At 44.3% G+C, this 22571-nt stretch carries 19 protein-coding genes and 4 tRNA genes; 1 reads left to right on the plus strand and 22 read right to left on the minus strand.

Going from position 1 to position 22571, the window contains the following annotated elements; genetic code table 11:
- The 22 genes from GMES_RS22040 to GMES_RS20760 form a co-directional block, all read right to left on the minus strand.
- A partial coding sequence (locus tag GMES_RS22040; RefSeq protein ID WP_039987240.1) for a GTP-binding protein occupies positions 1-270 on the minus strand: 270 nt, incomplete at its 3' end.
- 63 nt (positions 271-333) lie between these two features.
- A tRNA-Thr gene (locus GMES_RS20660) sits at positions 334-409 on the minus strand.
- A gap of 6 nt (positions 410-415) precedes the next feature.
- Positions 416-490 (minus strand) — tRNA-Gly (locus GMES_RS20665).
- A gap of 38 nt (positions 491-528) precedes the next feature.
- Positions 529-613, minus strand: a tRNA-Tyr gene (locus tag GMES_RS20670).
- Positions 614-620: 7 nt separating this feature from the next.
- Positions 621-696 (minus strand) — tRNA-Thr (locus GMES_RS20675).
- Positions 697-855: 159 nt separating this feature from the next.
- Complete coding sequence (locus GMES_RS20680; protein ID WP_006994767.1) at positions 856-1596, minus strand: type III pantothenate kinase; 741 nt, start codon at positions 1594-1596, stop codon at positions 856-858.
- Positions 1580-2566: a bifunctional biotin--[acetyl-CoA-carboxylase] ligase/biotin operon repressor BirA gene (gene birA, locus GMES_RS20685; RefSeq protein ID WP_006994768.1), complete on the minus strand. Its 987-nt coding sequence runs from the start codon at positions 2564-2566 to the stop codon at positions 1580-1582. Before birA ends, GMES_RS20680 begins: the two co-directional genes overlap by 17 nt.
- Positions 2563-3561 carry a UDP-N-acetylmuramate dehydrogenase gene (murB, locus tag GMES_RS20690; protein WP_039987945.1) on the minus strand — a complete coding sequence of 333 codons (999 nt, stop codon included), beginning with the start codon at positions 3559-3561 and terminating at the stop codon, positions 2563-2565. Before murB ends, birA begins: the two co-directional genes overlap by 4 nt.
- Positions 3562-3647: 86 nt before the next feature.
- Positions 3648-5774 carry a GumC family protein gene (locus tag GMES_RS20695; RefSeq protein ID WP_006994771.1) on the minus strand — a complete coding sequence of 709 codons (2127 nt, stop codon included), beginning with the start codon at positions 5772-5774 and terminating at the stop codon, positions 3648-3650.
- A gap of 2 nt (positions 5775-5776) precedes the next feature.
- Entirely contained in the window at positions 5777-6292 is a 516-nt protein-coding gene (locus GMES_RS20700) for a polysaccharide biosynthesis/export family protein (RefSeq protein ID WP_226990354.1), read from the minus strand.
- Between the two features lie 72 nt (positions 6293-6364).
- Complete coding sequence (locus GMES_RS20705) at positions 6365-8212, minus strand: polysaccharide biosynthesis protein (protein ID WP_006994773.1); 1848 nt, start codon at positions 8210-8212, stop codon at positions 6365-6367.
- Positions 8209-9387, minus strand: coding sequence for a DegT/DnrJ/EryC1/StrS family aminotransferase (locus GMES_RS20710; RefSeq protein WP_006994774.1), 1179 nt, complete (start codon positions 9385-9387; stop codon positions 8209-8211). The genes GMES_RS20705 and GMES_RS20710 overlap by 4 nt, the downstream gene beginning before the upstream one ends.
- 27 nt (positions 9388-9414) lie before the next feature.
- Complete coding sequence (locus tag GMES_RS20715; protein ID WP_006994775.1) at positions 9415-10050, minus strand: acetyltransferase; 636 nt, start codon at positions 10048-10050, stop codon at positions 9415-9417.
- Positions 10040-10660 carry a sugar transferase gene (locus GMES_RS20720; RefSeq protein WP_006994776.1) on the minus strand — a complete coding sequence of 207 codons (621 nt, stop codon included), beginning with the start codon at positions 10658-10660 and terminating at the stop codon, positions 10040-10042. The genes GMES_RS20715 and GMES_RS20720 overlap by 11 nt, the downstream gene beginning before the upstream one ends.
- Positions 10653-11837 (minus strand): glycosyltransferase family 4 protein, encoded by a 1185-nt coding sequence (locus GMES_RS20725; protein ID WP_006994777.1) that lies wholly within the window; start codon positions 11835-11837, stop codon positions 10653-10655. Before GMES_RS20725 ends, GMES_RS20720 begins: the two co-directional genes overlap by 8 nt.
- Positions 11834-13006, minus strand: a complete 1173-nt coding sequence (locus GMES_RS20730) for a glycosyltransferase (protein ID WP_006994778.1) — start codon at positions 13004-13006, stop codon at positions 11834-11836. Before GMES_RS20730 ends, GMES_RS20725 begins: the two co-directional genes overlap by 4 nt.
- 5 nt (positions 13007-13011) lie before the next feature.
- A complete protein-coding gene (gene wzy, locus GMES_RS20735; protein ID WP_039987948.1) occupies positions 13012-14370 on the minus strand; it encodes an O-antigen polysaccharide polymerase Wzy in 1359 nt (452 codons plus the stop codon).
- A complete protein-coding gene (locus GMES_RS20740; protein ID WP_006994780.1) occupies positions 14354-15451 on the minus strand; it encodes a glycosyltransferase in 1098 nt (365 codons plus the stop codon). Before GMES_RS20740 ends, wzy begins: the two co-directional genes overlap by 17 nt.
- Positions 15444-16706 carry a lipopolysaccharide biosynthesis protein gene (locus GMES_RS20745; RefSeq protein ID WP_006994781.1) on the minus strand — a complete coding sequence of 421 codons (1263 nt, stop codon included), beginning with the start codon at positions 16704-16706 and terminating at the stop codon, positions 15444-15446. The genes GMES_RS20740 and GMES_RS20745 overlap by 8 nt, the downstream gene beginning before the upstream one ends.
- Before the next feature lie 396 nt (positions 16707-17102).
- Positions 17103-17816: a hypothetical protein gene (locus tag GMES_RS20750; RefSeq protein WP_006994782.1), complete on the minus strand. Its 714-nt coding sequence runs from the start codon at positions 17814-17816 to the stop codon at positions 17103-17105.
- A 239-nt stretch (positions 17817-18055) separates the two neighbouring features.
- The gene (locus GMES_RS20755; RefSeq protein WP_006994783.1) at positions 18056-19651 is read right to left on the minus strand and encodes a SulP family inorganic anion transporter; all 1596 of its coding nucleotides are present in this window, start codon (positions 19649-19651) and stop codon (positions 18056-18058) included.
- Between the two features lie 23 nt (positions 19652-19674).
- A complete protein-coding gene (locus GMES_RS20760) occupies positions 19675-20331 on the minus strand; it encodes a carbonic anhydrase (RefSeq protein ID WP_006994784.1) in 657 nt (218 codons plus the stop codon).
- Positions 20332-20467: 136 nt separating this feature from the next.
- On the opposite strand from GMES_RS20760, the gene GMES_RS20765 reads away from it, so the two are divergent.
- On the plus strand, positions 20468-21412 hold the full coding sequence (locus GMES_RS20765) for a hydrogen peroxide-inducible genes activator (protein WP_006994785.1): 945 nt from the start codon (positions 20468-20470) through the stop codon (positions 21410-21412).
- Positions 21413-22571 lie beyond the last annotated feature (1159 nt).

The following is a 22571-nucleotide window of genomic DNA, read 5'->3' on the forward strand; positions in this document are numbered from 1 at the left end:
CTTTACATAATCGGCGTGTCCAGGACAGTCAACGTGTGCGTAGTGACGTGAAGGAGTATCGTATTCAACGTGAGACGTTGAAATAGTGATACCACGCTCACGCTCTTCAGGAGCGTTATCGATTTGATCGAATGCAGATGCTGCACCGCCGTACGTTTTTGCTAGTACAGTAGTAATTGCTGCTGTTAGAGTGGTTTTACCGTGGTCAACGTGGCCGATTGTACCGACGTTTACATGCGGTTTAGTGCGTTCAAACTTTGCTTTTGCCATTGTCTATTCCCCAGCAAATTGTGATAAGAAATTGTGTTTACTTTTTGAACTGGGGAGAGAAAGTGGTGCTGATAGGCAGATTCGAACTGCCGACCTCACCCTTACCAAGGGTGCGCTCTACCAACTGAGCCATATCAGCACTGATTGGAGCGGACAGAGGGAATCGAACCCTCATCATCAGCTTGGAAGGCTGAGGTAATAGCCTTTATACGATGTCCGCACATCACATTCTCTCTAGCCACTTCACTTTTGAAAAAGTGGTGGAGGGGGCAGGATTCGAACCTGCGAAGGCTGAGCCGTCAGATTTACAGTCTGATCCCGTTGACCGCTTGGGTACCCCTCCAGATTGATGGTGCCGACTACCGGAGTCGAACTGGTGACCTACTGATTACAAGTCAGTTGCTCTACCAACTGAGCTAAGTCGGCACGTCATCAAGTGGGTGCGGATATTAGAGCAACATTTCCGATCACGCAAGAGGCAATTATTAAAAAATTACTTTTTTTGTATCGTTTGGCTAAAATTGCAGCTAATTTGCCTTTCCTAGGCCTTTTTGTTTATTTTTACAGCAGATAAATAAGCAATATTTAGGTAAATAAATATTCGAGCAAACCAAATAAAACTAAATTTTCATGAAAATAGTAATGTTTAGGTGCGTTTTTTTTGATTAGCTCTTGGCCACCACCTGTGATGATCACTGTATATTCACTTTTTCTCTCACGCATTTTTTGTTCAGCAGCGTAAATAAATCCATTTACGGCGGCAACACACCCCATATTCACACAATCGACTGTTTGCTCACCTAGGGTTAAATCATTTGGGAAGTCATCGTTGGCAAACACCAGTTCAGTGTTTTTAATCAGGCTATCGCGCATTAAGCTGAAACCAGGAGCAATCCAGCCACCTAGATGTTGATGCCCATTCACTACGTCGCAGGTATTTGCGGTACCTAAGTCAATAACACAATACGCATCTGTGTGACTTATTCGCCGCCCTGCAATTACCGCTAGCCATCGGTCGACCCCTAGTGTCGAAAAGTTGCGATATGCACACCGCATTGAAAAAGCCTGAGCTTGGGTTTTGGCTAACGTCAATGGCACCTGGAGTTCGGCGCACAGCGATTCCAGTAGCTTGACTTGTTGACCCTGACCGACGGCTGCAGCTACGACCCGCTGGCTTGCTTGAATCTGCTCGCGAAGTTTACTTACGTCATCGCACCGGGTGACGATAAGCGGTTGCTCAAAAACGCCCTCACTGATTTTGACGTGAGCGCTTTTAATAAAGCTATTGCCTATATCTAATAAAAGCGCGTTAGTTTGCTCTGACACTTATTTCTCCACCACTGTACGCTTGAATGCCGTCTTGTTGCTCTAATAAAAGCGCTCCGGTTTTATCAATACCCTTGCAAATGCCTTGCACGCTTTTATTACCGATGATTAAAGAAATCGGTTTATCACGGTACACGTCTCTGTTTCGCCATTGTTCTAGGAAAGGCTCTAACCCTGCTTGGCTAAAGAGTTCAGTACAGCGCGTAAGTTCATCTAATAGCAGCGCACTGACTCGATTACGATCAAAGCCGTCTGGGTTCAGCGTGGCTAAATCAATCCAAGGTTGGTCGATGCGCTCACTGCCCATATCGAGTGCCATATTAAGTCCAACACCGATGATGCAATCACAAGCGCTGCCCATTTGCCCTTCTACTTCAATTAACACCCCCGCTAATTTTTTGCCTTGGGCGTAAATATCGTTAGGCCATTTCAACTGCACATCTTGGTAGCCTGCGGTTTCTAACGCTTGGGTGATGGCCACGCCAACGGCCAAGCTCAAACCTCCAATCGATTGATAACCACCAGCAAATTGCCAAAACTGCGATAAATACAAACTTGCCCCATAAGGGGAAACCCAAGTGCGACCCCGTCTTCCACGTCCTGCGGTTTGCGCTTCTGCCAAGCACACATCGCCATTAAGTAAGGACCCAATACGCTCCTTTAGGTATTGATTAGTGGAGTCGACCACGTTTAACAGCGTTAGTTGAGTAGGAGTAAAGTGCTCGCAATGTTTGCTGATTAAAGCTTTATCAAGCAACTGAATTGGCTCAGCGAGTCGATATCCTTTACCCGTGACGCTAAAAATGTTTAATCCAAGCTCACCTAGGGACTTTATATATTTAGATACCGCCGCTCTGGATATGCCAAGCTGCTCTCCCAGCAATTCCCCCGAGCAGAACTGTCCATTTGCCAATGCTTGGACGATATGATTACGAAAGATGTCTGACTGTTTGCTCGTGCCCTGCTTCATAATAAAACCTTTCCGTTGGCACCAATAAGTTGTACTTCGTGCTCTAAGTCAATACTGAACTGCTCTGCAACGGCATTTTTAATCCGCCTAGCTAACGATAAAAGCTGCTCGCCTGTGCCTTGCTCTGCATTTGTTAATACCAGCGCTTGTTTGGGGTGACAACGAATCCCGCCTTCAAACTGCCCTTTAAAACCTAGCTGATCGATTAGCCAGGCGGCGGGTATTTTTACCGCCTCAGCATCTAACGGATAGAAAGGCATTGATGGGAACTGCTGGTGTAATGCTGCAAGGGTCTCGCAACTGATAATGGGATTTTTGAAGAAGCTACCAGCATTGCCCAATACATTAGGATCGGGCAATTTAGCTTGGCGTACTTCAACTACCTTGTTAAATATGTCTTGAGCACTTGGTGCGTGTAAAGCAGCTAATTCACCATAAGTAACAACAGGCTGCCACGCTTTTGGCAATAAGAAGGTTACCCCCACAATCATGGCCTTTTGCCATAGTGCATGCTTGAAAATACTGTCTCGGTAGCCAAACTCACAATCTTTTGCTGCAATACTGTGAACTTGATTGGTCTTCAAGTCGATATATTGAACGGATTGTATAAAGCGCTCAACTTCCACGCCGTAAGCACCAATATTCTGAATTGGCGCTGCGCCGACGGTACCGGGGATAAGTGCTAAATTCTCAAATCCATACATGGTGTGTTTCAGGCAATAAACGACCAGTTCATGCCAACTTTCCCCCGCGGCTGCCTTAATGATGTAGTGCGAGTCATTCTCTTGCACGTCAATCCCCTTGAGCGCTACTTCTGCCACCGTGCCCTGATAATCAGCCACAAAGGCGGTATTACTGCCCTGTCCTAACAGGTAAAACGGCTGCTCTAGGTGTTGAGCGATAAAGGTATGTGCACTGTGCACACTTTGGATTCTAACAAAGTCAGTACAGTGTGCGGGTAACCCAAAGGTGTGGAGCTGTTGCAGAGATTTCAATATAACAACCGATTGGCGATTTTGCGCTATTCTAGCCAAGGGCGAACAAAAAACAAAGGCGTGATCCAGTTCGCTGGTTTATTCCATTAGCGTATGCCAAAAGCGCGTTTTAGCCGGCTGACAAGCCCTTGCCGCTTATTCATGTTCGAACGCAAGTCTTTTACTCGATTAAACACCACCCCTAGTAAGGGCAATTCGGCTTCGTGGACTCTTTGCAAGGCTAATAATAAATCGGCCCCCTCATTCTTTTCCGCGTCACAGACAATAATGACGCCATCCACAAACTTGCCGACGGCGATTGCATCGCTGACGGTATTAATCGGCGGCGTTTCTATTACCACACGCTCATAATACCCTCTGAGCTTATGTAAAAATGCGGCAAATCGCGGTTTAGAAATGTAGGCTAATGGGTCTGGTGGTAAAGGGCCGCTGGGCATTAATATCAATGGGCTACTGTGAACGGCATGAATACATTTACTGAAGCTACTTTTATTCCCCAAAAAGCTGGTGAGCCCGGGTAAATTTGCATCAATGTCAAACATTTCGCCGATTTTAGGCTGTCGTAAGTCCACATCAATTAACAAGGTTTTTTCCATTCTACTGAATGAATCGGCCAAGCTGGTCGATATTTCACTTTTGCCGTCTCGCTCGCCTATGCTTGTCACTGCAATAACCGCATTTTTATGCTGATTATTTTTTACCAGCAGCCCAGTGCGTAAAGAGCGAATGGCTTCAAAATATTGGTAATTGCGCTCCCCTTCTGAATGCATCGACAGCGCAAACGGTTTACCTTTGTTGGCTTTGGTCTGCTTAATCCTTGGCACCATGCTCAAAATGGGTACGTCCAAGTTTGATAACATGCTTTTGAAACGCGTATATTTATCACTGACCAAATGTAAAATAAACCAAAAGCCAAAACTAAATACACAGGAAAATATAACCGACAGTGCGATACCCATAACCACTTTTGGCTTGGCGGGAAATGTCGGCTCCGATGCGGAGTCAACAATGGCAAAATCATCACCGTCATCTAAGTCTTTGAGGATTTCAGTTTCTTGCAAGCGCGACAGGAACATTTCATACAAATGCTGAGTTGACTCGATTTCACGCTGCATCCGAGATATCTGCATAGAATGCTTACCTAAATTGGCGTGGCGCTCTTTGGTTTCTTGAATTTGCGCGAGTATTTGCCGTTGCCGCGCTTTTAGTGTTTCATTGCTACTGCGTAAACCGTTTACCAATTGGTTTATCAGCATAGTAAATTCAGTATCAATTGCCTCTAACCCTGCTTTTGCGGCAATATATTTAGGGTGTTTGTGTAAGTACCGTTTCGTTACTCCTTCCATGAGTAATTGCTGTTGCCCTCGGCGAATACGTAAATCACGGATCAGAGCATTGTTTTGAATAGCAGGTATCTGCAAATAATCTTGTTGTCCTCCCGAGATAGTCGCTAATTGCACCATACTGCCTTGTGATTCAGCAACCGCCCTATCAATATGAATTTTCTGAGAGATAAGACCTGCAATCTCACTTTTTGCCAGTTCAACCTGACTCTCCACATTAACCAATTCATTATCGCGCAAGAACGTCAGTAGCCTTTCTTCTGACTGACTTAAGCTATTTTTTAATTCATTTAATTGGTCATTTAACCATTGGGATTTCGAGTCTGCTTTTTGACGATTGATAAGCGCATAATAAGCGAAAAATGCGGGGCCGATGTGATTGGCAATCTCCGCGGCACTGCTGGGCGTTAAAGACTCAACCGTGATCTTCAACATATCAGTATTGCTTAGTTTTGAAACGCTAAACTGATTAAGTAACTTGGTAGTCGCATAGTCTTTCTCTGATACGTAGCCGCCGTCAGTCGACTGTTGATATTCGTGCAAATTGTACAGAGCTAAATCATCCACAACCGTTTGCACGAATTGACGAGAGCGCATGAATTCAATGTAAGTGTCTTGGCGAGTGTCTTCACCGCTGGTGATGGCAGAAAGGCTTGAAGGTAAGGTCAATCCACTGTCTTTGGCGCTCAATAAAAGGATACTGCTGGCGACGTAAATTTTTGGTAGATGGATGACGTAGTAAGCACCTAATGATGCCAGCAGTCCAGCAGTGATAATGATCCGAAACTTTTTACGCCACAGGAAAGTCAAGATATCGAAGATATCTAATGAACGTTCCTGCTTTAAGGTAAAGTCTCGATTGCTGTCCATGGTTAAAATAGGCTTTCTTCGATAATAATAATGTCACCTGGGTGCACCATTTGCTCTGCTTGTACCGGGATACGTTTTTTTTCAGCGCCGCGGATAATAAACCATTTACTTTTGGACGCTCGCTCTTTAAGGCCCCCTGCAACAGCAATTGCCTCATCAATACTCAGATCAAACTGAAAATCGTATGCACCCACGTTTTTTACCGCCCCTTTGATAAAGAAGGGGCGAAAACGCTCTATCACCACATTTACATTCGGCTCAACAAGGTAACCATCGAGGTAAGCAGTCTCTATTTCAGCGGCGAGCTGACCGGCGGTTTTACCGATGGCATTCACCATGCCGATAAAAGGCATACGTATGTCACCCGTTTTATCAATGCGCACTCGTTGATTCAGATCTGGCTCACCATAAATATTAATCACGATAACGTCTCCAGTGCCCATGAAAAACGTGCTTTCTTGAGCCCGCGAGAACATTGAAGTGCACAGCATGATTATGAACAAAATACGTGTTCGCAAAAATCTAGACCTTAAGAGTGAGATAATGGGCACATCCTGATTGTATCGACCCTAGAACTGGATCCATGACAATTAATGCGCAGCCGGCGCATAAGCGAGTGGCGCATCAATTAAAATTTCCTTCGCTTTAGCTTCATTTTGCTGAGTCAACTCATAATTCAACTCGTCTAGCAGCATCACTACTTCCTCGAAAGGCAATTTACTCTCGTCGGCCCCCATAATTCTGGGATGCTTTGTAGTGGTATCAGCATCGTCAATTAGTAACTCTTCATAGAGCTTCTCACCTGGTCGTAAACCAGAAAATTTAAGCTCTATATTTCCATCTGGCTGCGTTTCAGTCTTTAACGTATGCCCCATCAAATGCGCCATTTTTTGCGCTAAATCGACTATTTTCACTGGGTCGCCCATATCTAACACAAACACTTCACCTTTTTTGCCCATTGCGCCGGCTTGGATCACCAATTGAGCGGCTTCTGGAATGGTCATGAAAAAGCGAATAATATCCGGATGGGTAACGGTGATAGGACCGCCCGCCTGAATCTGTCGAGTGAATAAGGGCACTACCGAGCCAGATGAGCCAAGGACATTACCGAATCTGACTATGGCAAACTGAGTAGAAGATTCTAAATCGGCAATACCTTGAACAATCAATTCTGCAAAGCGCTTAGTGGCACCCATTACATTGGTGGGGCGCACCGCTTTATCCGTAGATATTAGTACAAATTTTTCCACATCAAACTCCAGTGCCGCTAACGCAACATTCGCAGTGCCAAATACGTTATTACGCAGCCCAGCCAAAGGGTTCGACTCCACCATAGGCACATGTTTGTAAGCCGCCGCATGGTAGATAGTTTGTATCTTGTGAGCGTCAATGGCGCTTCGCAGTATTTCGTTGTCTTGAATACTGGCCAGGATAGGAACAATCTTAATATCTGGGTAAAGCTTGGAAAGCTCACCTTCAATTTGATATAGGTTAAATTCTGATAACTCAAACAATATTAGTGACTCTGGGCGAGACTTAGCGATTTGTCGGCACAACTCACTGCCAATCGAGCCACCAGCCCCTGTCACCATAACACGCTTGCGACGGATATTCGTATCCAATAAATCAGCAATAGGTGGCACAGGCTCGCGCCCCAGTAATTCTTCAATCTTGATTTCCCTCAGCTCATCGATTTTACGTTTACCCGACAAAATATCTTGAATATTAGGGATGCTCAGCAATTCTATAGCAAAGGGTTCTAGCTCGGCGATAAGCTCCTTACGGCGGCCATGGGATGAGTTATTCACCGCTAGCAACATCTTGTTGACGCCATACTTGCGAACTAGCTCAGGGATATCTTCTCGAGCATACACTTGCAACCCCATCACCTGCTTCCCTTGAAATAGCTTCTTGTCATCAACAAAAGCCACGGGCAGCAAGTCATTACCGGATCGCAAGGTTTGGGCTAACGAGCGCCCTGCTTGAGAGGCACCAAAGATGATGCACTTTTCTCGAATTTTATAATTTTGTGTTTGAACCGTGGTTTGTATCAGTAACCTTGGAGCGACAATTAAAAACATTGCCAAGGTTAAGTAGATAAAAGGAACTGTGGTGGGAACAAAAGCCTGAAAAGCATAGCGCGCCGCAAACAAATACAATGCAGACAAACTCAGCGCGATGAAAATAAGATATATCGCCCGTATGTCAATGTAACGTACCATTTGTTGATAGTGACCGAAAAACGTCATTAGGCTCAAGGCGAAAACGCAATTCAAAATGATGACCAACCACTCGCTTGCAGCAAAATGCCAGTCTTCGATGCCGATACGTAACCAATACGCCACCAAAATACTCGCAAACAACGCGCCTAAATCCCATCCAACAGAAAGTGAAAGTTTAGCGTGTGGACTCAGTGAAAACAGCCTGTCTAGTTTCATGATTGGGCAGCCTCACACATCACTTGTTCAATCGCTTGGCAAGTACGCGAAATCTCATCGTCGGTTAACGTGGGATGCACCAAAAACATCAACGATTTCTGGCCCAAAGTGACTGCATTTACTAAAGGTTCTTCTGGGCGATAGCCTGAATCATCAAAGGCCTTTTCTAAGTAAACTTCTGAGCATGAACCAGAGAAACACGGCACATTGAGCTTGTTAATAGCATCTATGATACGATCACGGCTCCACTCGGGTTTAAGATTTTCAGGGCGCACGTACACATAGCACTTATAAAACGCGTGTTTGATGTATGCGGGAATTTGTGGAACATACAGGGCATCAGATTTGCTGGCGGTTGCAAAAATTTGTGTAGCGTAAGCTTGGCGCCGCTGCATCCAAGTTGGCATTTTTTTCAGTTGTTGTAAGCCAACTGCTCCCTGAATTTCAGTCATCCGCCAGTTAGTACCAAAGCTTTCATGTAACCAACGAAAGCCAGGTTGATGCTCTTTTTCATATACCGCTGACCACGATTTACCATGATCTTTAAATGCCCAGATTTTTTCCCAGAGTGACTTATTGTTGGTTGTTACCATGCCGCCTTCGCCAGCTGTCGTCATGATTTTATCCTGACAAAACGACCATGCGCCGATATCGCCAATACTGCCTACCGACTTGCCTTTGTATGTCGCACCGTGCGCTTGAGCGCAGTCTTCTACCACAAAGAGTTTATGCTTGTCGGCCAAGGCTAGAATATCGTCCAGTTCGCAAGGCCAACCAGCCAGATGTACACACAGAATAGCTTTAGTATTCGTAGTGATTTTCTCACGTATGGTCTCGGCGCTGATGTTTTGAGAGTCAAGCTCTATATCTACGAAGACAGGCACTAAACCGGCCAAAACAATAGATGAAATAGACGCAATAAACGTGCGTGAGGTAACAATGACTTCGCTGCCCTTTGGCATATCCAGCGCTTGCCATGCTAAATCTAATGCGACGGTGCCATTTGCTACTGCAACTGCATATTCGCAATGAGTGTATTGTGCAAATGCTTTTTCGAATTCTCTGCACTGCTGCCCCGTCCAGTAATTTACCTTGTTAGAGTCAAGGACTGACAACACCGCTGCCTTCTCAGCTTCATCGTAGTTCGGCCAAGGGGAAAAAGGTCCGTTTAACATAGTGTTACCTCACATCATCGAAGATGCTTAATTATTATTATTAATTTTCTTAGCCGGGCTACCAGCTACAATCGTGTGCTCAGAAATATTTGAAAGCACAGTGGAACCGGCTCCCACTATACTGCGCCGACCAATAGTGCAGCCTTGAATAATTGCACTGCCGATGCCGATAAAACTTTGATCTTCAACAGTCACATTGCCCGCCAGACGTGAGCCAGGGGCAACATGCACGAAGTCACCTAACACGCAGTCGTGGTCGACACTGGCTGCAGTATTAATAATGCAGCCTTGGCCTATTTTACTGGCGATATTGACTGTCGCATTGGCACAAATGAGCGAACCCAAGCCAATTTCACTGTGCCGGCTGACGTGCGCACTTGGGTGCACCAGCGTGGCGAAGGAGCAATGCTGCGCTAGCAATTCATCAGTCACTTTCGCTCGTATAGCATTATTGCCAATGGCCACAAAGAATAAGGTATCGCTCGCCACATATTTCATTGCTTCATCGGCATGAGCAACCACGTCCCAGTGAGCGTTCGTTTTTTGTTCTGGGTATGCTTGGTCTAAAAAACGGATTTCACTAAAGCGACGGCTTGCTTCGGCGCAGTCTGCCGCTACTTTTCCATGGCCGCTTGCTCCTATAATAATGAGCTTATTGATCATGCTTTTCTCCCGTAGCACTTGTGGAGCCAGTGAACTTGCTCATGGTGACGTGTCCATCCTGTTCGATATCTGCCCTTTGGAGAACCTTAAGAATGGTTAAAAATAGGATTTTAATATCTAAAGCAAAGCTACGATTTTTTACGTACCACACATCGAGCGCAAACTTATCTTCCCAAGATAAGTTGTTACGCCCATTGACCTGCGCCCAACCAGTTATGCCCGGACGCACGTTATGGCGACACTTTTGCTCTGCATTATAAAGAGGTAAATATTCAACGAGCAGTGGCCGAGGGCCGACCAAACTCATGTCCCCACGAAGTACATTTAGTAATCCGGGGAGTTCATCTAAACTACTACGGCGCAAAAAGCTTCCGAACGACGTTAACCTTACTTCATCGGGTAACAGTTGCCCGTTAGCATCGGTTTTATTGGTCATGCTGCGAAATTTAATCATATTGAACACACGATCGTTGCGCCCGGGCCTTGGCTGTCTAAAGAACACAGGGCCACCTAAAAGTATTCGAACTAGTACAGCCGTAAACAGCATAACAGGCCAAAGTAGTAGTAATGCCGCACATACCAATACGATATCTAATAATCGTTTAAGCATTGTGGTTTCCCCGCTTTGGCGATACCACTGGCTCTGCTCTTTGAGACAATACTTGTTGGTAAAAATCAGTGATCTGTCTGGCGTTATACTGCACATTCATAATCTTTGCGACACGGATATTGGCATTTGCAATCAGCCTTTTTCGCTCCTCAGGGTGCTCAATGGCTCGTATTATTTTCTGTGCAAGCAGTTCAGGCGCTTTTGCCGGTGCCATATAACCGGTGACGCCGTCTTCAACCAAATCAGGGAAGCCACCAACATTCGATGTCAGCGTTGCTACCCCTGCGTACATTGACTCTACTGCACCGCCGACATTTTCAGAGTGAGAGGGGTGAACCGCTAAATCAAATTGCGGATATAGCTTGGGAACATCATTTCGTAAGCCCATAAATACGCAACCAGCAGGCGCTTGCTGCTTTGCATACTGCTGCACTTGCGCGAAGTATTTGTCAGCACCGGCCCATGGTCCACCAACAAATAGGCATTTCACATTCGGATAACGCTTTCGAACAATGGCGATTGCATCAATTAAGTCTTCATGCCCTTTTAACCCACGTTTTTGCCCTAGGTACGCTTTAGGTCCGTAAAAATAGGCAACCATACCGACTATAAAGGTATCTTGTGCTAACCCTAATTGAGATGCGAGGTTGTCTTTAGCCGGCGAGGTAAAAGAAAAGTCATCCGCATTTACGCCGTAATAAGCTAACCCCACCCGTTGTGGATCGATGCCGTATGACTTATAGGCATGTTTTGTCCAAAGACAAGATGCTAACCAGTAATCATCACTATTCGCGCTGGCTAACTCGGCTCGTCGAAAGCCCCAATGTTCTAGATGCAGGGGCCCGGGAACATGAAAAATACGCGGAATAGCGTACCCTCGTAGCGCTAAACGCATCAGTAGCGTAGTAGCAACAAAGTGGCTATGAATAATATCAGGCTGAACCCCTTCGACTATCTGGCGGAGTTTTTTAACCTTTTTAATGTTTTCCCATGGTTGTTTTAGGGCTATCGAAGGGTCGAAGATATGCACTACGACCCCGGCCTCTTTGTAACGCGCAACCATCGGCCCTTCGGGCAAAACAAGGTGTACCTCAATACCTAGCTTTACCAACTCGGTAGTTTGGCGTAACGCCCAACTAGCACCCACTGCGGTTTTAAGTAGATGTAAAACTTTCATGAGTATTTAGACTTCAAATCAAAATATGATTGATAGAAGTCTCCTCGTTTTTTGGCTAATAATTCCAGCTCGTAAAGTTTTGCATATTCCAAATTTCGCATAGATGCTTGAGACATTGATTCTGGGGATGACAGTAGCCCATGAATTTTTTGAGCTAGTTGCGACCAGTTGTTGTTTTCAACCACAGTGGCGTTGTCGAGTAACTCGGGGATCCCCCCAACATTTGAAGCGATGCAAGGCAAGCCACGAGCCATTGCTTCAATTAAGGCTCTTGGTAGGCCTTCAGTGCGAGATGGCATCACAAAGGCATCGGCATTATCTAAATATTGAATAACGTCGGCATGCTCTACTTCGCCGGCAAAATGTATAAGTTCGCTACATTCGAGTTTCTTCGCCAGAGCTTGCATTTCTTGCAAAAATATCCCACCACCTAGCATAGTGACATTATAGGCCTGCCCCTGCTTTTTAAGGTACGAAATAGCGTGGATGAGAAGGTCCGGCCCTTTGTACATTTGCGAAAAGGAACCAACGAAAACTAGCTGTTTCCCAGGAGTATTAAATCCCCTAGCTTGAGTGACATAACTAGCGGCTGGTAATTCTATATCCGAACATCCAACACTTAGAGCACCATTTGATACTGGGTAGCGACGTTGCAAGTATTCCTTCGTTACATAGCAGGCGGCAAGTGCATTTCTTGCCATATACCTGAGGCCAGTGTAGCTAACCCAACCTAATATTTTGTCTAATGGGCCATTTGTTATACCAGTATTAAATACGTCAAGAGGGTCACCAACTACTTCTAGTGCAAACCCTTGCTTGGCAGCTATTCCAAAACTCGCTAACATTGCTGACTGGGAGGGTACTCGATAGATAACAGCTCTTTGGGGTGTGACAACCGCGTTAATTGTCTTTCGAATTTTACGAAAGTTTCTTAATAACCCGGCAAAACCTACATAATAAGGCAGCCCTACAAAGGTAACGTCAAGCCCACTGGATAAGTGCCAACTCTGTTGAGGAGCGTCCACATCTTGAATACGTGCGACGACAATCACTTTTTTAAACGTAGCTAAGTATCTTTGCCAAAAGTGATATAAAAACGCGCTGCTCGTCCAAACCTTTTGATCAGGTGTTCTATAAAAACGAAACTCACAAGTCACCACTACTTCCATTATTATTATTCTTTTCTTTTGTGGGCCAAAAACATAAAAAACATTGCAAATGCACAGCCAAATATTATCTGCACTGGTACATGAGCAAAGCTATTTCTAATCATGATAAATAGAGGAGCCAAGGCAACGCCAATCAATATATCAGTTTTAGTACTAGAGGACATATTGTCTAACTTGGCCATCAAACCGCCAAACAAGAAGAATATAATCAGTACCCCTTTTTCACCAAAATTGACATAGGCTTCCGCTACGGGTGAAAAGCCAATCGGTCCAGCCACTTTGATGACTTTAACATTCAGAAGCCGATCATCATCTTCAGCTTTTACTCTATCTAATTGCGGAATAAATAGTGCAAACTGCCTTTCAATAGGCGCCCAGTAACTTGCACCAAGTAATAGGTCATCTCCTTTTTCACGCCAGGTAATCACTTCTTGCACCGCCCGTAAGCTTGAGCCCATTTCTGCAACTGCGTTTAAAGGATTAAAATCCGCACCTCCGTCGTAAGTTCCTGAGACGCGAGCATTCTTAACAATCCCTGCTGCAACTAAAAATACGACAATCATTGCTAACAACAAAAAACCATTCATAACACGACCTTTTCTGCCTAGCATGCATGCTGTTACTGCACTAGGGAACATGACTTCACCACGTAAGCCCAGTTTGAATGCAAACAAGGCCCATACAGCAAAAAAGGCAAAATATAGATAACCAAACGCTTTGTCATGCGCCACTGCCACTAAAACCAACGCCAAGGATATGAACACATAAATGTAAGTGAACATAATCCCCACCAGAGGGTTGCTGTCTACGACCCGAAGATAAGCGCCATATGAATATATCGCCCCAGTTGCGAATGCGACGAGAAAAAATAGGACAATAAAAACCACTAATATGCCCCCACCGATATGATACAAACGACGGTTATACTCTTCGTCCCGTGGGCTAACATTGTGCTCAGTTTTAACCGCCTTAGAAAACACCATTGCACCAATACCAAACCCCAAAAAAGCTATATTTATCATATGAATAGCATTTTCGGTTTGATTGCTATTGAACCAAAAGCTAATTTGATAAAGCGTATCGTGATCGGTAATCAAATTAACTGAGTTAACTAATATTAAGCCTCCGTGAAAAATTCCGAAGACAATGAAATATATATAGCAAATTGACCAAATACCTTTAGGCAAAGTATTCGCCAATATAATTGAGACTAACAACCAGGTAAAAGTGGTAAAAGACTCCAACTCGGCCCGAGGAGTTTCGAAAACGTCAATATACCCGGCGAACACAAACACGCTACCCATGGCGAGGACCCAAATCCCAACTATCTTTTTAATTAACTCCGTATCAAGCGTAAAGTGCATACAGTTGTTTAACGTTATGGTCTAACTGGAACACACTATTTTTAAACGTCTGTCGCCCTACCTCATGCTCCAGAGGTTGTGACAACAACTGAGTTATCTGCAGAGCCCAGCTCTGATTGCTTTGCACCAACGGGAAGTAATGCACCACATCAAGCTGCTGTGCGATCTCTAATACTCCCGGAATGTCGGATGCTAAAACAGGTACACCTAAACTAGCCGCTTCTAATACCGCACCTGGCAATCCCTCCCATTTCGACGGGAAAAGCATCATATTCGCGTGCTTCATAAACGGTAATACTTGAGCTTTTTCGCCTAAATAAAAAATGCGCTCGTCTGCATTTTTCAAGGCACCAATTCTTTGTAGTTGCTGTTTTATCTCTGGGTCTTCTTTTCCTATCAAGACTAGAACGGCGTCATTATTTTTTTGGCAGTATTCGCAAAAAATTTCGATTAACCGAGGATGATTTTTTTGTTCATGCATCCGAGACACATTGATAATAATTTTATTATCAGCGCTAACACCCAAATAATCGTGCCAAAACCTCTCCTGGTAAACGACATTGTGCTGCTCAAAGCCGTTATAGATCACTCTAAAACGGCTATCCTCTCTCCAATCAAAATGCCAGAACGCGTCTAAAGTTGCTTCACACACACCAGCAATATAATGCGAGAAAGTCAGCAATAATCTCCTAAGGAACTTGTCCCTTATACGCCGTAATGCACTTGGATTCTCTACATCATGAGTACTTCTAAAGTGTGCAACGCGTCTCTTTATTCCGCCCAACCAAGAGATAAACAATATAACCCCCGAGACGAGTGAAACATGAGAATGCACAACGTCATACTTTCCCGCTTTTAAGATAGACATGAACTGAAAAAAGAAAGTGAGACTTAAAGGACAATAGTGAACCTTGCTACCTCGTTCGGTAATTTCTTGATCAAGCACACCTTTCTGACCACTTAGCACTAGGAACTCGTATTCAACGCCCATCTTGCGCATTCTTTCTAGCGTAGATAAGGTCCTAAGCTCAGCACCGCCACGATTCATAATGCCAAATACGTGTAACACTTTTTTAGTCATGAGCTTTTTCCTTTATTTTCACGTTTCTCCAAAAGAAAAAACCGAACAAAATACATTCCATACAGGTAGCGAATACCATTGCTTTTGCAGCCCCTAATGAGCCGTATTCAGGCACCCAAAATAAGCAAGCGACCAATACACATAGAGTGCCAACCGCATAAATATAAGTTTGCGTATGAAATTGCTTTAGTGCGTTCATTGCGGTACCAATGAAAATATAGATATATCGAATTGCAGCGGCGACCAACACCCAGGTTAGCTCCTCAGATAAAAGAGCAATTTCAGGGTTATAAAATAATTCGAGGAAAAACTTACCAGCAACCAAAGCTACTATCACACCAGATACACCGATAGCGGCCCCAATAAGGCACATCTTAAACGTAAGGGTAATTAATCCTTTCCAGTTTTCTTGCTTCGCAAAAACTGCAAGTCTAGGTGAGCTCGCTTGCGATACACTGTGAATTAAAAGACCACCTGCAATAAGAAAGTAGCTCACGGCAGCAAACTCCCCAGCAGCCTCTATGCCCGAATATTTCTCAATCACAAAATTAGGTATGTAGACAAATAAAGCACCGACGACAAGGGATATACTCAGGGTGTAATACTTTTTCAGAATACGTAGCGGGGTACGTACTGCATATTGCACCGATAAAAGCGAAATCCAATTGGTACTTACGCTTTCACCTCTTCGACGAAGGTTTGTAAAAATCACTGTATCGACAATGCTAAATACAACCGTTGTCGCTACCCATCCGCTCACCATTAAAATGGCAGAGTCACTTATCAATGCGATAATCAGAATGACCGACATACTGAGCACTGAACGCCCGCACTGTGAAAAGGTGGCTGTATCGAAGCGGCCAATACGATGGTAATAAGCATAAAATAACTCACACCAACTATCGCACCACTTATATACTCCGATTAGCAACAATAGCGAAAAGGACACATTATTAAAAAAGCTGATCCCCAAGAGTATTGAAAGTATCAAGCCGATAGAGCTAAGTAATAACCTAGTTCCTAAATACTGCTCGATGCTATATTCGGTATCAACATCTACGACTATGAGGGTACGTAATTTTAAACTAGACAACAAAAAGACGGGGGACAAGATAGACAGAGCAAGTACAAATTGCCCTAAGAATGCTGCGTCATAAACTTTGGCAATCACCACTAGCAGCAACCAATTTGTTAGTGAGAACGACAAATTAGCTAAAAGCGTTAGGATCGAATTTTTTGCCAAATTGGATGACATACGACTACTGATATTTTTCTTATTATTATCTTTACATCATGCTCGAATACACAAATCAAAGCAAATCTACTTAAGTAGTATAGACACCAGCTTAAACGTAAGTGCTGCTACCAATTAGGTATCTAATTAGCCCCTTCGAAGAGCTATAATTTATTATGCTTTAAAGTGTACTTTTCGCAGCGGAGTGCAGGCCTGCACGCCGCTAAAAGATGCCTGAAACAGATCTTATATTCAAATGAGATGGTATGGCGCTCAAACGCTCGGTGTTAGTATAACTTTGCTCGTAAACGTGTTGATATAGGAAAGATAATTTGATTTACCGAGGTAAAACAAGCTGAGGATGGCAGTATTATAATATTAGGGCTATTCAGCACCCTACAAATGAATACTTTACTGTTACTTCTTATTCGAGCGTTTAGCTTTAACGTTTCTCTTGAGAAAGATTAGCAATCCGCTCAAGCTAAGAAAGAAAAAAGATGTAGTTGGGGCTGACGCATCATTGATAGGCAGCAATTTTGGCTGAGCGCTAAAAATGGGTTCACTCTTAACTAAGTAGAAACCGAAGTAATTGAAATCGCCATTAGCATACTTGGTTTCATAATCTAAGCTATAACCCACATTAAACTCAGTACCGTAAAGGTTGGCACTACCACTGCCGTTTTTGAATACACCACCCATTCTTAATACATCTTCGTGGTCTAAATATAAACCGTAAGAATATTGCTGATAACTTCGATTAACACCCGATATTGAGCCAAATAAACCTTGCCAGTTTTCTGCGTTATCAAAGCAGACACTTGTATTTGAGCACTCTTGTTCAAACTTGTTTTTTTCACCTAACGAACCGATTATATTGATTGTTGAAAACGCAGTTATCAATAACTCCTCGACAACACTATAACTTGCTAACTCCCATCCAGAATAGAGAGAACTAACAGCGTCGTAATGCTTGCCTGCAGTCTGGGTTAAATCTAACCAAACAAGGCCCGTCGATTCATCTTTAACCGCCAACCCGTCACCAGCGTTGAAAGCATCCCATTGAATTAATGCAGCTTGAGCTTGACCAATAGACAAGAAAAGACAAATTACTATTAAGGCGATAGTTTTCATTGGTATTAGACTTTTTTTATTATTGTATAGATATAGTACACTTATAAAAAATATAGGCGTTACTAAACTTTAGTCGTAACTATTTGAAATACATATGGATAATATATTTACCAGGCGGGTATATTGCGTTAAATGATCTAAACACGTGGATTATTTAACTAAAAAAGCCGCCTCAAAGGAGACGGCTATGTGGATCAATTTCTAAGCATACTCGACGCTTTATTGACCATCAATTGAGGCTATTTCTCAATCGCTTTGAGCGCAGTATTAAGTGCATCAATTAAGGTATCACTTTCGAAGTCAGCAAGGGTACTGCCATTGATTGCAATTAAAACCTCTTTGACCTTCTCATTCATTCCGCAAATATAAAGTAGCTTACCCGCAGCATGACTATCTGACGCGATAGTATCAACAGCCATCGCCGCAGATACGTCCATTGTCGGCACTCTAGAGAAGTCGAGTATCAACACTTCAGACCCAGGTTTAACATGCTGACGAACGTGATGACCTAAGTCAGCAGCAGCGCCAAAGCTTAATGGACCTGAGAAGTTGAACACATTGACTCTGCCATGCCCTTCTTCTAACAACGCTTTTTCTTCTGGCTTGTTAGACGCTTCAGGCAATGCGCGTAATTCAGTAATTTGAATCTGTGCTATCTGGCGAACATACGCTAACGCAGCTAGTACTACACCGACCCCAACGGCCGTAATTAGGTCAACAAAGACTGTTAAACCTAGTACTAATATCATTAATGCGAAATCCCAACGCGGACCGTTGTGCGCGCGCTTGATGTAACGCCAATCAATAATATCCAGACCTACTTTAACTAAAATACCTGCTAATACAGCGTGAGGAATATTAGCTGCAAGTGGGCTCAACCCTAGTACAACAGCAAGTAGAACTAACGCATGTACCATGCCCGATATCTTTGTTTTGCCACCTGAGCGTATGTTCACAACTGTACGCATAGTAGCGCCAGCACCTGCGATACCACCAAACAAACCTGCAATGGTATTACCAATACCTTGGCCAATTAACTCTTTACTGCTGTCATGGCGAGTCCGCGTCATGTTGTCAGCCACCAGAGACGTCAACAAGCTATCAATCGCACCTAATACGGCAAGAATAAATGCTGCTTCCAGCACTAGCCAAAAATGGCTTTGCTCAAACACAGGTAGATGTAAACTAGGAAGACCACTTGGTATAGCACCTAGAACAGGTACACTGGCTACTGCCAAACTCACAAGCGTACCGATAATCAAAGCAGCAAGTGCGCCAGGTAAATACTTACCTAATTTAGCTGGCCAATAATACGCTATCGCCAGTGTAAGGCCACCCAGTGCTAGCGTTATAAAGTTGGTATTAGCAAGTGCGTGCGGCAAATATGATAATGCCCCTAATGTACCACCAGGAGGCTCATGACCAAGTAAACGGCCGAATTGTAGAATTATAATGATTGCACCGATACCTGACATAAAACCAGAGATCACTGGGTAGGGTACTAAGCGAATATATTGACCTACGCCTAAGAACCCGAAGAGCACCTGTAGAATACCGGCCAACATAACCGCGGTGAATATTAGTTCAACATTACCAGACAAGCTTGCGAATAGACCTGCAAGCACAACAATCATTGGCCCTGTGGGGCCAGAAATTTGAGAAGGTGTACCGCCGAACAAGGCAGCAAAGAAACCCACTGCGATAGCGCCGTACAAACCTGCCAAAGGACCTAATCCTGAAGCAACACCTAACGCTAATGCCAGCGGTAACGCAACGATCCCTGCGGTAATACCACCGGTTACATCACCGCGTAAATTTGATAAATCGAATTTCATCTATTTAAATATCCTGCAGTTTACTAAAGACCAATGGCCGATTTAAACGCTGTTTCGCTAGCGTAACATTCTTCCATAGGCTTAAAGCTTTCTGATTTATTGTCGTAACAGAGAACTTCTCCGGTTTCGATACTATAAACCCAACCATGAATTTGTACTTCCTTACACGCTAATCGCCCTGCAACGGAGGGATGCGTCTTAAGATGTTGGATCTGCAACAAAACATTCTCTTTAGTGACTTCGTCAAGATGCTCGCTGCCTACGCTGCCATGCTTGTGTTTAACGACTTCAGTTGCACCACGGCAATGTCCCAACCACTCTTTTACATGTGGAAGCTCATCTAACGCTTCTGGTGCTAGAGCTCCTTTCATCGCTCCGCAGTCTGTGTGACCGCAAATAACAATATGCTCAACGCCCAATGCAGCTACAGCAAATTCAATTGAGGCGGTCATACCACCGGTTTGATTACTGTGAGGCGGCACTACATTACCCGCGTTACGGCAGATAAATAAATCCCCGGGACCTGTTTGCGTTACCATATTCGGGTCGATACGTGAATCAGAGCAAGTAATGAATAAAACTTCTGGATTCTGACTAGTTGCTAGTTTCTGAAAAACTTCTTTATTTTTTGGGAAAACATCACGTTGAAACTTTGCTACACCTGAGATCACATGATCCATAACCAACTCCTAATGTTAAAATTCGGTAAAAACCATTATCACAATATACACACACCATACTGCCTGATAGCTTTATAGAAAAATATATACGCTCGTGATAGCCTATTCCTATCAGAGACACATTTGGACCGATCTTATGCCGAATTCTCATCTACAGCCTTCGTTGAAACAGCTAAAATACTTTGTCGCTGTCGCCCATACATTGAACTTTAGACGAGCGTCATATCAATTACATATCAGCCAACCCACGTTGACGAATCAAATCGTTAAGCTTGAAGAAAGTTTAGGGCTAACCCTGTTTGAACGATCACGAAATGGCACTATGCTTTCGCCTGATGGCCGTGAGTTATTAAATCATGCCGAGCATATTCTGCAAACTATGACAGAGTTCCAAAGTGTAGCTAGAGAGCTCGCTCAAGGACCCAAAACGACTTTCAAATTAGGCATTCCTCCCACATTAGGGCCTTATTTATTACCCTTTGTGTTGCCCCAACTGCATCAGCTATACGACAAGTTAAAATTCTACGTTAGAGAATCAGCCCCTAGCGAATTGCATACAGGTTTATATAAGGGAGATTACGATTTAATTATTTCGCCCCTTGCAGGTATGCCAAATGACTTCATAGTAGAGCCTTTGTTTACAGAGCCTTTAAAACTAGTGCTTTCGAGTGAGCACCCTATGAGCAAGGATGTACTCATTGAGCCCAAGCATCTTCGAGGACAGAGGATCCTAACGCTTGAAGATAAACATCATTTTCATCATCAGGTGTTAGATATTTGCAATGAATTAGGTGCAGAGCTTCAACGGGATTATGAAGGAACGAGTCTAGATACCTTAAGACAAATGGTGGTCATGGGTATGGGGGCAGCTTTTCTACCTGGTTTATATGTACATTCGGAAATGCACGTACCCGAGTCTCTACATGTGTGTGAGATAAAAAACAAACCAATTTTACGCCAACACGCCCTCGCTTGGCGAAACACTTCACCATCAAGAGTATTCTTCAGAGAACTTGCAGACCGTTTTAGACGGATCATAAAAGCCCGACTGAGCCATGTGGTTGAGGTTCATACTCTGTGACATACAAACGCTTTTAGGCGAATAGAAAAAAGACTCTCAAGTTTTCAGCGCAAAAGAAATCACGTCCCTCGCAAATTTCATTCCCCTGCATCAATTGTGCTGCCACGCTGATAGCACAACGCGGTTGTCGCAACGCGGTTGCCGCATCGGATGCGGCGCATGGGGGTGAAGACGGAGGCTTTTGCGAAGCGAAGCTTTGCCCGTCTGAACGATATTCATGGATGAATGGCTGGTGCGCAACCCCAGGGATGGGTTGTTCTTCAGTTTTCAAGCAAAGCGCTAGAGTTGAATACATTCGATGGGTGAAAGCGGGGCTCTCAGGAGCACCGCTCCAGCCATTTGAACGACCGACATGGATGTCGGGCTGGACTCAGCTACAGGGAAGTATGACACCTAGCCGTCTACTACGTTAACCAGCTTTGAAATGTGATTGTGGCTACAGTTGATTTTTCTGTAGCGCAGAAACGAAAAAAGCCACCCGTTTAAGGTGGCTTGATTCTAAATGGAAGTCTGGGTGAGGCTGGTATCTTTAGTTGCGCAGCAACACCCAGCTGCACGACATGCCAAGGAAGGCGTGGCTGCCACTCCGTCGCGGGGAGCCCATCATCATGGACGTGTTTATACCGTAGCTAGTACTACCCTGAAGGTTTGTTGCCGAGTTGCTTTTGCGCGAAGCGCGGCTGTCGCAACGCGGTTGCCGCAACGCGGTTGCCGCATGGGGGTGAAGACGGAGGCTTTTGCGAAGCGAAGCTTTGCCCGTCTGAACGACATTCATGGATGAATGGCTGGTGCGCAACACCAGGGATGGGTTGTTCTTCAGTTTTCAAGCAAAGCGCTAGAGTTGAATACCTTCGATGGGTGAAAACGGGGCTCTCTGGAGTACTGCTCCAGCCGTTTGAACGACCGACATGGATGTCGGGCTGGACTCAGCTACAGGGAAGTATGACACCTAGCCGTCTACTACGTTAACCAGCTTTGAAATGTGATTGTGGCTACAGTTGATTTTTCTATAGTGCAGAAACGAAAAAAGCCACCCGATTAAGGTGGCTTCATTCTAAATGGGAGTCTGGGTAAGGCTGGTATCTTTAGTTGCGCAGCAACATCCAGCCGCACGACACGCCAGGGAAGGCGTGGCTGCCACTCCGTCGCGGGGAGCCCA

The sequence above is a fragment of the Paraglaciecola mesophila KMM 241 genome, assembly GCF_000315015.1.
GTDB classification, from domain to species: Bacteria; Pseudomonadota; Gammaproteobacteria; order Enterobacterales; family Alteromonadaceae; genus Paraglaciecola; species Paraglaciecola mesophila.

What these genes read in the sequence shown, in the direction of transcription:
- birA (WP_006994768.1), bottom strand. Translation starts at nt 2,566, where the DNA reads ATGAAGCAGGGCACGAGCAAACAGTCAGACATCTTTCGTAATCATATC.
- GMES_RS20695 (WP_006994771.1), bottom strand. Translation starts at nt 5,774, where the DNA reads ATGGACAGCAATCGAGACTTTACCTTAAAGCAGGAACGTTCATTAGAT.
- GMES_RS20705 (WP_006994773.1), bottom strand. Translation starts at nt 8,212, where the DNA reads ATGAAACTAGACAGGCTGTTTTCACTGAGTCCACACGCTAAACTTTCA.
- GMES_RS20710 (WP_006994774.1), bottom strand. Translation starts at nt 9,387, where the DNA reads ATGTTAAACGGACCTTTTTCCCCTTGGCCGAACTACGATGAAGCTGAG.
- GMES_RS20715 (WP_006994775.1), bottom strand. Translation starts at nt 10,050, where the DNA reads ATGATCAATAAGCTCATTATTATAGGAGCAAGCGGCCATGGAAAAGTA.
- GMES_RS20720 (WP_006994776.1), bottom strand. Translation starts at nt 10,660, where the DNA reads ATGCTTAAACGATTATTAGATATCGTATTGGTATGTGCGGCATTACTA.
- GMES_RS20725 (WP_006994777.1), bottom strand. Translation starts at nt 11,837, where the DNA reads ATGAAAGTTTTACATCTACTTAAAACCGCAGTGGGTGCTAGTTGGGCG.
- GMES_RS20730 (WP_006994778.1), bottom strand. Translation starts at nt 13,006, where the DNA reads ATGGAAGTAGTGGTGACTTGTGAGTTTCGTTTTTATAGAACACCTGAT.
- wzy (WP_039987948.1), bottom strand. Translation starts at nt 14,370, where the DNA reads ATGCACTTTACGCTTGATACGGAGTTAATTAAAAAGATAGTTGGGATT.
- GMES_RS20740 (WP_006994780.1), bottom strand. Translation starts at nt 15,451, where the DNA reads ATGACTAAAAAAGTGTTACACGTATTTGGCATTATGAATCGTGGCGGT.
- GMES_RS20745 (WP_006994781.1), bottom strand. Translation starts at nt 16,706, where the DNA reads ATGTCATCCAATTTGGCAAAAAATTCGATCCTAACGCTTTTAGCTAAT.
- GMES_RS20750 (WP_006994782.1), bottom strand. Translation starts at nt 17,816, where the DNA reads ATGAAAACTATCGCCTTAATAGTAATTTGTCTTTTCTTGTCTATTGGT.
- GMES_RS20755 (WP_006994783.1), bottom strand. Translation starts at nt 19,651, where the DNA reads ATGAAATTCGATTTATCAAATTTACGCGGTGATGTAACCGGTGGTATT.
- GMES_RS20760 (WP_006994784.1), bottom strand. Translation starts at nt 20,331, where the DNA reads ATGGATCATGTGATCTCAGGTGTAGCAAAGTTTCAACGTGATGTTTTC.
- GMES_RS20765 (WP_006994785.1), top strand. Translation starts at nt 20,468, where the DNA reads ATGCCGAATTCTCATCTACAGCCTTCGTTGAAACAGCTAAAATACTTT.